We start from the raw sequence: 11,693 nt of genomic DNA, 5'->3' as shown, positions 1-11,693 counted from the left end.
AATGTCAAAATGTCACTTTCCTTGAAACGGTATTTTTTTTGAGAAAGTATAGAAAATTAAAAAACCAAAATTATTATGACTAAAGGAAATATTAATGTATCTGTGGAAAATATTTTCCCGCTTATTAAAAAATTTCTTTACAGTGACCACGAAATATTCTTAAGAGAGTTAATTTCCAACGCAACGGATGCTACGTTAAAGCTAAAACATTTAACAGGCATCGGTGAAGCAAAAGTGGAATACGGAAATCCGAAGATTGAAGTAAAAGTAGATAAAGAAAACAAAAAACTTCACATCATCGATCAGGGAATCGGGATGACGGGTGAAGAAGTTGAAAAATACATCAATCAGGTTGCTTTTTCAGGTGCTGAAGAATTTCTGGAAAAATACAAAGACACGGCAAAAGATTCAGGAATTATCGGACATTTCGGACTTGGATTTTACTCTGCATTTATGGTTGCAGAAAAAGTAGAAATTCTTACAAAATCTTACAAAGATGAACCTGCTGTTCGTTGGATCTGTGACGGAAGTCCTGAATTTACTTTAGAGGAAACTACTGATAAAACAGACAGAGGAACTGAAATTATTCTTCACATTGCAGAAGATTCTACAGAGTTTCTGGAAGAAGGAAAAATCCGTGAACTATTGTTGAAGTACAACAAATTTATGCCTGTTCCTATTAAATTCGGAACAAAAACACATACGCTTCCTCTACCGGAAGATGCTCCTGAAGATGCAGTTGCAGAAACGGAAGAAGTTGACAATATTATCAACAATCCGACTCCGGCATGGACTATCGCACCGAGCGAACTGACAAATGAAGATTACATGAAGTTCTACCACGAATTGTATCCCATGCAGTTTGAGGAACCTTTGTTTAATATTCACCTGAATGTAGATTATCCGTTCAATTTAACGGGGATTTTATTTTTCCCGAAACTGAACAATAATTTAAATATCGAAAAAGATAAGATTCAGTTGTATCAGAATCAGGTTTTTGTAACCGATGAAGTGAAAGGAATTGTACCTGATTTCTTAATGCTTCTTCGCGGTGTGATCGATTCTCCGGACATTCCATTGAATGTTTCCCGTTCTTATCTTCAGGCAGATGGAGCCGTGAAGAAAATTTCATCATACATCACGAAAAAAGTTGCCGACAAAATGGCATCTTTAATTAACGAAAACCGTGAAGATTACGAGAAAAAGTGGAACGATATTAAAGTAGTGATCGAATACGGAATCGTTACTGAAGAAAAATTTGCAGAAAAAGCTGATAAATTCACTCTTTATCCAACCACTGACGGAAAATATTTCCTTTGGAATGAACTGGAAGAAAAGATTAAGCCTACTCAGACCGATAAAGACGGAAAACTGGTCGTTCTTTATGCGTCCAACGCAGATGAACAGCACTCTTACATCCAGTCTGCAAAAGATAAAGGATATGAGGTTCTTCTTTTAGATTCTCCGATTATTCCTCACGTTATCCAGAAACTGGAAACATCCAAAGATAAAATTTCTTTTGCAAGAGTAGATGCAGATCACATCAACAATCTGATTAAAAAAGATGAACCTGTTATTTCAAAATTAACAGAGACTGAAAAGGAATCTTTAAAGAAAAACGTTGAAGAATCTATCAATGATACCAAATTTACCGTTCAGCTTGAAGATTTAGACAGCAGCGATGCGCCTTTTACCATCACTCAGCCTGAATTTATGAGAAGAATGAAAGATATGCAGGCAACCGGAGGCGGTGGAATGTTTGGAATGGGAGGATTCCCGGAAATGTATAATCTGGTGGTAAATTCCAACAGCGAACTGGCAGGTCAGATTTTAAAAACAGAAAATACAGAAGCGAAATCACATCTGATTAAATATGCTTTGGATCTTGCCAAACTTTCGCAGAATTTATTGAAAGGAAAAGAGCTTACAGACTTCATCCAGAGAAGTTATAAGCAACTGGAAAAGTAAATTGACTATTTTTATATGGAATCCGGCGGGGCTTTGCTCCGCCGGATTTTTTGTTTCGGTTTCGGCGGGTTCGCCCCCGGAACCGCAACCCCTTAATTATTCAACATCTTATCAACAGCCCAAACAATTTTTCCCGCCTGGGGATTTATTTGTTCCCGGAGTTTGGGGGAGTATTCCAAAAACTCTTTTGGCAAAGAAGCTTTGGTGTAATTTTCAAATCCTTCTTCGTAAGGAACATCCTTATCATCTTTACTGTGGATAAAAAGCTTGGGAAGACCTTCCGTATCCTGTAAATCCTCTTTAGCAGAATAAGGAGAAATAACATATCGGGAAATGACATCCTTGAGTTCAGGTTTGTAATACATCGCAATATCTGTGAAAGAAGAAAGACTTCCATCCATTACCAGTCCTGCAATTTTGGTTTTATTATTTCGGGCTAAATGGGCAGCAATCTGCGATCCCATGGAAGCTCCGTACAGAATAATTTTTGTATTGGCAATGTCGGGTCTTTGAATCATCGCATTAAAGAAAATCTGCCCGTCTGATGCGATATTAACGTGAGTCGGTTTCCCTGTTGATTTTCCATACCCACGGAAATCTACCATGATCACCTGAAAATTATTTTCAACCAAAGGTTTCGTCATGAATACATAGGTCGTAACATTTCCTCCTGCTCCGTGAAAGAATAAAACCGTCCCTTTGGCTTTTCCCGATTTTGGCTTTAAAATAATTCCTGTAATCGTATCGTTTTTTACAGGAAGAGAAAAATTTTCATATGTGAGGTCTTCTACAGGGCGAAGTACCTTACTTGGCTGATAAAAATTATCATCCATCTGCGCTTTGGAAAAGCAAACTGTTAATAAGAAAAGTGCGGAAAGTAAAATTTTTGTTTTCATTGTTTAATTTTTATGAAGCAAAACTAAACGTTAAACATATTTTTCCCTAAAAAAACAGACTCAGCCGTAATTTTTCTTTTCTGAATGGTAAATATTCTGTTTTTACAGTTCTTCCAGCGGATTCCAGAACAGGTTTTTGAAATTTTTAATTCTGAAATTTTCCACAGTAATTCCTTCTGCTTCCAGTCTTTCCTGAAATTCCGGAACCGATAAAGTTCCTGAACTTGAAATTACGCGATGCGCTGGAACATCTTTAGGACAGCCTCCCATTGCTTTTCCAACGTGTCGGGAATGATTGGGATAGCCCACTGCTTTGGCAATTGCTCCGTAACTCGTTACTCTGCCTTTCGGAACTAACTTAGTGATTTCCCAAACCTGCTTTTTAAATATTTCGTCCATTTTTGTTTTGCATTATTTTTGAATTGACCATTGAAATTCAATCTGTAAAATATAAAGTTATGAAAAAATCGTTTTTCCGCTTTTTGAATAGAATAAATAAGGCAATTTTACCCAAATTAAGTGATAAAGACCCAAGCAAACTGACAAAAATTCAGAAAGGAATTCTTGCCTACCGTTATTTTGTACTGATAAATTCGATGGATTAGGCCGAGAAAAGTTTTATTTAATTTTAGCAATTAATTTTCTGCATTTTTCATACAGAGGTTTTTCGATGAGCAGATAAATAATGATTGAACAAATCCACAACAGTACAAAATTTTTATCGGGAAGATAAATGTAGGATTTAAGTTTCATATTGAAATAACTCAAATGGATCAGGTAAAAAACAAATGAGGCATTTCCCAAAAGAATCAATAGTTTTGAAGAAAGAAACTTTGAAATCCATGTTTTTTCAGACATCAATCCCCAAAAGAAAATAATGATTGCAACCGGAAGCAAAAATTCGTGAATCAGTCTTCCCTCCCATCGTTCTACTCCGTGAACAAAGTTATTCCGGGCAAAAAATGCAATGGCAATGGTCAAGAGAATAATAGAAATACCGCCCATTAAAGTAGACCGTTTTAATTTTTTTAAAAACTGAATACCTTTCTCTTTCTTCATTAAATAAGCCAGCAACATTCCGAAGAAAAACTCAGAACTTCTTCCGAAAAACGTGCTTCCTGTCATGAATTTCAGAGGATATAAAAAGCCATCCGGATTTCCGTTATATTCATGCAGACCATAACCGATTCCCCAACCTACAAGAAAAAATCCGGCTAAAAAAAGAATACAGTAGCTCCAGTTTTTTTTAAGCAAAAGAAATAAAAACGGAGCAAGAAGATAAAAGAAAAATTCTACCGTAAGCGACCAAGCCTGAACGATTCCTGAGACAGAGTATTTTTCAAATAAAGAGTAAAAAAGCGAATACTGTAAGAAATATGTATCTACATCTTTGGAATATTTTACATCCAGAAAAAAAGCGCTCAGCAAAATCCAGTACAGCGGAAAAATTCTGGCGATCCGCAGTAAAATGTATTTTAAATAAGATTTTTTGGATTCCAGAGGTTTTTCTTCGTATCGGTAAGCGAGTAAAAAACCGCTCAGGACAAAGAAAACGGTTACTCCGATATGCCATTCGCTGATGAAACGCATGATTTCAAACGGAAGATCATTACGCCAATATTTACGGTTATGATATACAAATACCATAATCGCTGCAACAGCGCGCATTCCTGTAAGAGCATCGAATTTATTTTTCTGAAAAGCTTCCAATTAGAATAAAAATATTTTAGTGTATCGATTTTTTGAACACGAAGTTCACAGACTTTCTATTTTTATCTACAACTATTCTTTTGTTTCACAAAGCCGCTTCGCTTATAAAAGATGAAAATATCTTAAAACAACACTTTGCGGTATTAATAGAACAGTATTTCTGTGAATTTTAAAAATGTATTTCTAAAAAAATTATGAGTTATGTTTACTTAAAAAAATAAAAGGCTTACAAAATAAGCCTTTTATGTAAATTTATATTATTCTGATTAAGAATTTTCTAAAATATAAGAGAACATTAATGGTGCACAAATGGTTGCATCACTTTCAACGATAAATTTCGGTGTAGTAATATCCAGTTTACCCCAGGTAATTTTCTCGTTCGGAACTGCTCCGGAATAAGAACCGTAAGAAGTCGTTGAATCTGAAATCTGACAGAAGTAAGACCAGAACGGAATGTCATGCATTTCCATATCCTGATACAGCATCGGAACCACACAGATCGGGAAATCTCCGGCAATACCTCCACCAATCTGGAAGAATCCTACTCCTTTTCCTGCGGAATTTTTAGTGTACCAGTCTGCTAAATAAGCCATATACTCGATCCCTGATTTCATCGTAGAGAATTTAAGTTCTCCTTTGATGCAGTAAGATGCGAAAATATTACCCATTGTAGAATCTTCCCATCCCGGAACAACGATTGGTAAATTTTTCTCCGCAGCAGCGATCATCCATGAGTTTTCTCTCGGGATTTCATAATACTGTTCCAAAACTCCGGAAAGGATCATTTTGTACATATATTCGTGCGGGAAATATCTTTCTCCTTTATCATCTGCATCTTTCCAGATTTCATAGATATGTTTCTGCAATCTTCTGAAAGCTTCTTCTTCAGGAATACAGGTATCTGTAACCCTGTTCAGACCTCTTTCCAAAAGATCCCATTCTTCCTGTGGCGTAAGATCTCTGTAGTGAGGAACTCTTTCATAGTGAGAATGCGCTACAAGATTCATTAAATCTTCTTCAAGGTTTGCCCCTGTACAAGAAATGAAATCTACTTTATCCTGACGGATCATCTCTGCAAGAATTTTCCCCAACTCCGCAGTAGACATTGCTCCGGCAAGAGTAATCATCATTTTTCCGCCATCCTTAAGATGTGCAACATATCCCTTAGAAGCATCCACCAATGCAGCTGCGTTGAAGTGCAGGTAGTATTTTTCTATGAACTCAGTTATCGGTTTGCTCATTTTTTATAATTTTTGCAAAGATAAAACTTAAAAACGGAATGTAGCGGCTGCGCTTAAAGAAAGTCTCGTTAAACCTTCTTTTTGGTCTTCTCCGAATTCTACCGACTGTCCGTTAAAGCTCATTTTGCTAAGAGTTCCTCCCGAAAGTCCGATTTTCGGACCGATTAAAAAGTTCTTGCTTACTTCATATTGATACGCAAAATCCAGTTCCGCTCCGAATGTTGTTCCTTTTCCTTTTACCGTTCCTGTTTTTGTGGTGTAGGTCATTGCTCCTAAAGCCACATCCATAAACAGTTTGTGTTTTGTTTCGTGAGCATCATTAGTTAACGTAAGTTCCGGACCGTAAAAATTAATCTGGTCTTTTGTACTTACATTTGCCGAAACAATATTTCCCATATTGTCTGCAACACTTAATCTTCCGCTTGTAGAAGCACTGTAGTTGGAATATTTGAAACCTATAAGAAGTCCTCTTTTCACTTCGTAGCGCAATGCAACATCGAAATTAAGACCGCTTTTAATTCCTTTGATGTATTCTTTCTGATCTCTCGGAATATTGTCCGGAGTTTTTGCCAGTCTCCACGCATAACCTACCGATGGAGAAATAGAAACTTTTTGTGCAAAAGAAAATACTGAGATTGAGAATAAACCCAATGCGAATAGTTTTTTGATCATTAGTTTAAAAATTATTTAATATTTAAGAATTGGAGATCGCTAAATTACTTTCTGAAAATTCGCCGCAATATATAAAGAAAACCATAAACCTGAAAGTTTGTAAAATGGAATATCTTTCTTTTTAATTTTATGCATTGAATATTAAAAACTTTGCAAAAAACCAATGCTACTGTACGATTACCAGAATTATGAATATTTCTACAATAATTGAAAAAACAAAATAAATTATCTATCATAAAAAATTATTTAACAATTTTTCAATAAAATAATCATTATTATCAATTTTTTAACTTAATTTTGAACGGTTCAATTAACAACGAACTAAAATTATTTAATACCGTTATCCGTTACCATTTGAAATTTTGTATAAAATTTTAAAAACTAATAAGAATGAAAAAAAACATACTTTCAGGATGTGTTGCCTTGTTTATTTCTTTGCCGTTCTATGCGCAAGTAGGCATCAATACAAAAAATCCTGCAGCCACACTGCATATAGAACCTTCTTCTTCAGTAAGTCCTACAGGCAAAGACGGAATTATAGTACCCAAAGTACAAAATCTTCCTTCCGTAAATCCTTCAAGACTGGGACAATTTATTTTTTTAGAAAATAATGCTACTCTTGCCGACGGATTTTATTACTGGGATGGCTCCAGTTGGGTTTCATTTCCGGAATCCATCGACAGAAACACAGACAATACCATATATTCTTTTGACGGACAAGGCTATACAGGAACGGCATTATCAAGAAATATTAATTTTTCGAGGTATATAAAAGCCAGTACAGACGGGTTTACATTAAACAACAATACGATTACAGTAGGAAAAGGAGGATTGTATCTTATTTCTTTTACAGGAAACAGTAAAAAACCTTCCGGAGCGGAAGAGCATGCCAATTTTACTTTTTCAGTTCTGGTAAACGGAGTTCAGGCGTCTTCTGTTCAGACTTCGATGGCTGCAGAATCCACCGCTTCCGTAAGTACTGCTTTTTCATTTTTAAGAAGATTAAATGTGGGGGATAATTTAACAGCCACCGTAACAAAGTCAAACGAAGGTCCCAATAATTATCAGGCATTCGGAATTAATAATCTGACTCTATTTTTTATACAAAACTAAGAATCATGAAAAAAACACTGCTTCAATCTCTTTTTCTTCTTTCCGGAATATTGATAAAATCTCAGATAGGAATCAATAATACCAATCCTAAAGCCAGTTTACATCTTGATGCTAAAAATAAAATACTACCCGAGTCTACCGTTGGTTTGGGAGTTCCGGTAGTGGATAAGTTTCCCACAGCATCACCTTCCTCCAATCAGGACGGAATGTTAATCTATCTTAGAAATACTACAGATTCTAATTTGGAGGGATTTTATTATTGGGATCATGCGAAAAGCAATTGGGAATATATCATGGATCTTAAAGCTGCCGGACTGGATGTTTCCAAAACCATTGCTTCCGGAAATTCTTTTTCTCCGAATAATATGAGCGGAAACGGTGTGCAGTCCAGAACAATTCCTCTGACCACAATCAACAGTCTGGATCCCAGTTTCAGCCTTAGCAACGGAGGTCTGAAAATCGGTAAAACGGCAACTTATTATATTTTTCTTACAGGTGGCGTTTATAAAGATGCCGTAAATAATGTGAATGAATACATCACAGAGATTTTAATTAACGGAGTTTCCAATACGCAGCTTACCTCAACCAATACAGCTCCGGGAGGAGATACCGTTGGAAGATCTTCTACTTTTTATATTGCAACCATTTTTTCTTTAAATAAGGATGATGTTTTAACTGTAAAAACAACAAGAACTACAACTGCCGCCAATACTGTAAGTGTTGATACTCCATATACTTTAACCATTATTAATTTAAACTAAGCAACACCATGAATAAGCTCTCCATATTTTTTTTCACCCTTGCATTTTTATGTACAGGTAAAGTAACGGCTCAGATAGGAATCAATAATCCGGCTCCCAAATCCACACTGGATGTTAAGCCCGACAATCAGGCAAATCCTTCGGGTATTTCCGGTGTTATTATCCCGAGAGTAAATGCCTTAAATACAACGGATGTTAAAGAAAAAGGTCTTATGGTTTTTCTGAATTCTGCCGACACTGCCCAAAAAGGATTTTACTGGTGGAACGGAACAGAATGGAAACGATTTTTGTCTTTAAGCAGGGTTTCCAGTAACAAATCTATTTTGTATGCCACAACAAAAAATACCTTCAAAGAAGGAAATATGACCGAGTTGGGTTCTTCCAACGACAGAACTTTAGATTTTGAAGATTTCACCACCAATGATGCTTCTAATTTTGAGATCAACACTGCCGGAGAACTTGTGGTAAAAAAAGCAGGATATTACCATATACAGGCAGCTTCTTTCATCAAAAAAAACAATGGAAACGATCTTAAAAGAGAACAGCTTGATATGAAAATCTATGTAAACGGAGTAACTGCATCCGCCAATAATCCCATAAATTTTGATCTTGAAGGAACAAAAAGTTTTCCGATTGGCTTATATTCCATTGCAATAAATGCTACCGGTGTTTTGAAACTGAATGCGAACGACCGTTTATCAATGAAAATTATCAGAACGTACAGAGACACCGATCAGACAGGGAATCTGGTGATTATTCCGGATCAGAATACGAAATCCAATGTTACTTTACGATATATGGGAAATTTTTAGAACTGAATTAATATTTAAACTTCCGATTCTCTTTTTTATCCGATAATTTCTTTTTTGTATCTAATCTTTTTTGCTTCTGGGCTCTTGAAGGCTGCGTAGCAAGACGTTTTTTGGGTACAACCAAAGCTTTATTCACGATTTCAAGGATCTTATCCGTCGCTTTATTTTTATTAGCAAGCTGCGTTCTGCTTTCCGAAACGGTTAAAAATAAAAATCCATCCGCATTAATTCTGTTCTTCAGTTTTTCCTGAATAAGATTTTTCTGAAATTCATTAAAAAATCCGGATTCCTGAACATTCCAAAGAACCGTTACAGAAGTTTCCACCTTATTCACATTCTGTCCTCCTGCTCCACTGCTGCGGGAAGTCTTATAACTTAGTTCTTTGGTAAAATCTTTCATTTAAATTTTAATTTTGAATGTTCTTTTATATAATTGAGCTCTCCGTCCACAAAAGACAAATCTTTTCTTAAATTATTCACCGTATCTTTTTTAATAATTAAAAAACTCCTTTTATTGGAGTCTATAATTATTGAATCTCCACGTTCCACATCATGCACACAAGCCCAAGAATATATTTCACAATTTCTGCCATTAATTGCATAGGGATAGGTATTTTTCCTGAAAGGATTAAAATAATGTGTTGTACTTTTAAAACTTTTCAGATAAATGATATTAAAACAATGATTACCGGAATCGCTGATATCATCAATTATTCCTTTTATAACAATATTATTTTGGAATAATGGCTCTTCATACTGATCCTGTTTTTCAGCTTCTCTTACACTCCATTGAAAATAAAACATCGAGCAGGTAAGAAAAATGACAAAAATAACTGCAATTTTTATCAGTTGTCTTTTCATAAAATCAATTTTAAAAGTTCTTTCCTCGATATTTTTCCATTGGGTGTTCTCGGAATTTTTTCAACAAAAATAATTTCTTTTGGCTTGTGAAAACTTTTTTCAAACTGAATTTCTTTTATTTTTTTAATTAAATCGTCCGATTTTTCGCCTTCAATTACTGCAATTAATTTTTGACTGAGACTTACATCATCAATTCCTAAGAAAACCACTTCATTAGGAATTTCTTTTTTTACCAACGCTTCCAACTGTTCAGGGAAAATTTTTGCACCACCTGAATTAATAACATTGTCAATTCTCCCGAGAAATTTAAACTGTTTTCCATTTTTAATTTCAACTAAATCATTCGTTTGAAGGATGTCAGGATTTAATTTTGGAGCATAAATTCTCAGACAGTTTCTTTCGTCTAAAGATATTTCTACATTTTCAAAAACCGTAAAATATTCTTCCGGCTCTGGTAAAATTTGTTTCAAACCAATATGCGAAAGGGTTTCAGACATTCCGTAAGTTTCGAAAATATAGGTTTCAGAGTCTGAAGTTTTCAGAGCTTCCTGCATTTTATTTTTCAGATCCTCAGAAACGGCAGCTCCGCCAATGATGAGATTTTTAATCAGATACAGTTTATCTAAAGAATTTTCAACCTGAAGCGGCGTCATGGCACAGAAATCGATTTTCTGGTCTAACGTTTCTACAGGTTTTACAGAAGGATCAGTAACAATTAATTTTAATTTCCTCATCATCGAACGAACGACCATCATTTTCCCTGAAATATATTCGACCGGAAGACAGATTAACGCTGTATCTCCTTCTTTCAATCCCAAAAAATTACAGGTCATCTCTGCGGAATTCATCATTCTGCTTTTTTCAATATCAAAAACTTTGGGAGTTCCGGTAGAACCGGAAGTCTGTACTTTTACCGTATCAGAATCCGAGAACCATTCTTCCAGAAAATTCTTCACCCTGATTTCGAATTCCGTTTTAAAGGATAATTGATTAATATTGAGATTATTGAAGTCTATCAGCATCATTTCCGTGAATAAAATATACAGTAAATTTAAAAAAAAGTTTAAAATTTTCTTGTATGTAATAAAAAAAGCTGTAAATTTGCACCACTAAAACAAACAGAGACTCATGGTGTAGCGGTAACACTACTGATTTTGGTTCAGTCATCTGGGGTTCGAATCCCTGTGAGTCTACAAAAACCATCCTTTTTAAGGGTGGTTTTTTGTTTCTGTTTTTTCAGAATTTAAGCTTCCCATTTTATTTTCTCCGTTTTTAATTTGTTTTAAAAATAAAAGACTGCCCCAAAAGAAGCAGCCTTTCCGATTTTATATCTAACAATATTTATAAATACTCTTTAGGAACTTCAATTCCGTTCTTTTTCATGTATTCTACCAGATCATTATACTTATCCTCAAAACCATTACCGCATTTATCAGAAATACTGCATACATCAGAAGGTTTAATTTCTAAAATATCCGAAATTTTGGTAAGGATTTCCAAATTAATCTTCACTTTGGAATTTTCAATATCAGAATAGGCTTTCTGAGAAATCCCCATCTCAAAAGCCATATATTCCTGAGTAAAATCCTTACTCCGTCTTATTTTCCTGATGTTTTGTCCACATATTTTCATCTCTCTTGGTTTTAGTAGTTTTCGGTA

Annotated in this window: 13 protein-coding genes and 1 tRNA gene; 5 read left to right on the top strand and 9 right to left on the bottom strand. The window is 35.1% G+C overall.

The window, feature by feature from the left end:
- Positions 1–75 precede the first annotated feature (75 nt).
- The gene (gene htpG, locus H6W53_RS16040; protein ID WP_185208263.1) at positions 76–1,968 is read left to right on the top strand and encodes a molecular chaperone HtpG; all 1,893 of its coding nucleotides are present in this window, start codon (positions 76–78) and stop codon (positions 1,966–1,968) included.
- Between the two features lie 92 nt (positions 1,969–2,060).
- Here the strand turns inward: htpG and H6W53_RS16035 are convergent, their stop codons facing one another.
- From H6W53_RS16035 to H6W53_RS16015, 5 genes are all read right to left on the bottom strand, one after another.
- Positions 2,061–2,864 (bottom strand): alpha/beta hydrolase family protein, encoded by an 804-nt coding sequence (locus H6W53_RS16035; protein WP_185208261.1) that lies wholly within the window; start codon positions 2,862–2,864, stop codon positions 2,061–2,063.
- A gap of 102 nt (positions 2,865–2,966) precedes the next feature.
- Positions 2,967–3,263, bottom strand: a complete 297-nt coding sequence (locus H6W53_RS16030; RefSeq protein WP_087712189.1) for an MGMT family protein — start codon at positions 3,261–3,263, stop codon at positions 2,967–2,969.
- 219 nt (positions 3,264–3,482) lie between these two features.
- Entirely contained in the window at positions 3,483–4,574 is a 1,092-nt protein-coding gene (locus tag H6W53_RS16025) for an acyltransferase family protein (RefSeq protein WP_228457815.1), read from the bottom strand.
- 266 nt (positions 4,575–4,840) lie between these two features.
- Positions 4,841–5,815, bottom strand: a complete 975-nt coding sequence (locus H6W53_RS16020; protein WP_116547654.1) for a deoxyhypusine synthase family protein — start codon at positions 5,813–5,815, stop codon at positions 4,841–4,843.
- A gap of 27 nt (positions 5,816–5,842) precedes the next feature.
- Positions 5,843–6,487 carry a hypothetical protein gene (locus H6W53_RS16015; protein ID WP_185208259.1) on the bottom strand — a complete coding sequence of 215 codons (645 nt, stop codon included), beginning with the start codon at positions 6,485–6,487 and terminating at the stop codon, positions 5,843–5,845.
- Positions 6,488–6,877: 390 nt separating this feature from the next.
- On the opposite strand from H6W53_RS16015, the gene H6W53_RS16010 reads away from it, so the two are divergent.
- Genes H6W53_RS16010 through H6W53_RS16000 form a run of 3 tightly spaced genes read left to right on the top strand, consistent with a single transcriptional unit; the run spans position 6,878 to position 9,173 of the window.
- Positions 6,878–7,600, top strand: a complete 723-nt coding sequence (locus H6W53_RS16010) for a hypothetical protein (protein WP_185208257.1) — start codon at positions 6,878–6,880, stop codon at positions 7,598–7,600.
- A gap of 5 nt (positions 7,601–7,605) precedes the next feature.
- Positions 7,606–8,361 carry a hypothetical protein gene (locus H6W53_RS16005; protein ID WP_185208255.1) on the top strand — a complete coding sequence of 252 codons (756 nt, stop codon included), beginning with the start codon at positions 7,606–7,608 and terminating at the stop codon, positions 8,359–8,361.
- A gap of 8 nt (positions 8,362–8,369) precedes the next feature.
- Complete coding sequence (locus H6W53_RS16000; RefSeq protein WP_185208253.1) at positions 8,370–9,173, top strand: hypothetical protein; 804 nt, start codon at positions 8,370–8,372, stop codon at positions 9,171–9,173.
- A gap of 7 nt (positions 9,174–9,180) precedes the next feature.
- On the opposite strand, the gene arfB is transcribed toward H6W53_RS16000, so the two are convergent.
- From arfB to H6W53_RS15985, 3 genes are read right to left on the bottom strand one after another with little or no spacing between them, the layout of a single operon-like run.
- Entirely contained in the window at positions 9,181–9,573 is a 393-nt protein-coding gene (arfB, locus tag H6W53_RS15995) for an alternative ribosome rescue aminoacyl-tRNA hydrolase ArfB (RefSeq protein WP_185208251.1), read from the bottom strand.
- Positions 9,570–10,034: a hypothetical protein gene (locus tag H6W53_RS15990; protein ID WP_185208249.1), complete on the bottom strand. Its 465-nt coding sequence runs from the start codon at positions 10,032–10,034 to the stop codon at positions 9,570–9,572. The genes arfB and H6W53_RS15990 overlap by 4 nt, the downstream gene beginning before the upstream one ends.
- Positions 10,031–11,056 carry an AMP-binding protein gene (locus H6W53_RS15985; RefSeq protein ID WP_185208514.1) on the bottom strand — a complete coding sequence of 342 codons (1,026 nt, stop codon included), beginning with the start codon at positions 11,054–11,056 and terminating at the stop codon, positions 10,031–10,033. Before H6W53_RS15985 ends, H6W53_RS15990 begins: the two co-directional genes overlap by 4 nt.
- 100 nt (positions 11,057–11,156) lie before the next feature.
- Here H6W53_RS15985 and H6W53_RS15980 point away from each other — a divergent pair.
- Positions 11,157–11,227: transfer RNA gene (locus H6W53_RS15980), tRNA-Gln, on the top strand.
- Between the two features lie 148 nt (positions 11,228–11,375).
- Here H6W53_RS15980 and H6W53_RS15975 read toward each other — a convergent pair.
- A complete protein-coding gene (locus tag H6W53_RS15975; protein ID WP_116097109.1) occupies positions 11,376–11,666 on the bottom strand; it encodes a helix-turn-helix domain-containing protein in 291 nt (96 codons plus the stop codon).
- Positions 11,667–11,693 lie beyond the last annotated feature (27 nt).

It is taken from the genome of Chryseobacterium sp. C3, from assembly GCF_014218905.1.
Lineage (GTDB): Bacteria > Bacteroidota > Bacteroidia > Flavobacteriales > Weeksellaceae > Chryseobacterium > Chryseobacterium mucoviscidosis.
This window is presented reverse-complemented; position numbering and strand designations above follow the sequence as displayed.

Excerpts from the sequence above, each read along its gene's own strand:
- htpG (WP_185208263.1), top strand. The coding sequence starts at position 76 with ATGACTAAAGGAAATATTAATGTATCTGTGGAAAATATTTTCCCGCTT.
- H6W53_RS16035 (WP_185208261.1), bottom strand. The coding sequence starts at position 2,864 with ATGAAAACAAAAATTTTACTTTCCGCACTTTTCTTATTAACAGTTTGC.
- H6W53_RS16030 (WP_087712189.1), bottom strand. The coding sequence starts at position 3,263 with ATGGACGAAATATTTAAAAAGCAGGTTTGGGAAATCACTAAGTTAGTT.
- H6W53_RS16020 (WP_116547654.1), bottom strand. The coding sequence starts at position 5,815 with ATGAGCAAACCGATAACTGAGTTCATAGAAAAATACTACCTGCACTTC.
- H6W53_RS16015 (WP_185208259.1), bottom strand. The coding sequence starts at position 6,487 with ATGATCAAAAAACTATTCGCATTGGGTTTATTCTCAATCTCAGTATTT.
- H6W53_RS16010 (WP_185208257.1), top strand. The coding sequence starts at position 6,878 with ATGAAAAAAAACATACTTTCAGGATGTGTTGCCTTGTTTATTTCTTTG.
- H6W53_RS16005 (WP_185208255.1), top strand. The coding sequence starts at position 7,606 with ATGAAAAAAACACTGCTTCAATCTCTTTTTCTTCTTTCCGGAATATTG.
- H6W53_RS16000 (WP_185208253.1), top strand. The coding sequence starts at position 8,370 with ATGAATAAGCTCTCCATATTTTTTTTCACCCTTGCATTTTTATGTACA.
- arfB (WP_185208251.1), bottom strand. The coding sequence starts at position 9,573 with ATGAAAGATTTTACCAAAGAACTAAGTTATAAGACTTCCCGCAGCAGT.
- H6W53_RS15990 (WP_185208249.1), bottom strand. The coding sequence starts at position 10,034 with ATGAAAAGACAACTGATAAAAATTGCAGTTATTTTTGTCATTTTTCTT.
- H6W53_RS15985 (WP_185208514.1), bottom strand. The coding sequence starts at position 11,056 with ATGCTGATAGACTTCAATAATCTCAATATTAATCAATTATCCTTTAAA.
- H6W53_RS15975 (WP_116097109.1), bottom strand. The coding sequence starts at position 11,666 with ATGAAAATATGTGGACAAAACATCAGGAAAATAAGACGGAGTAAGGAT.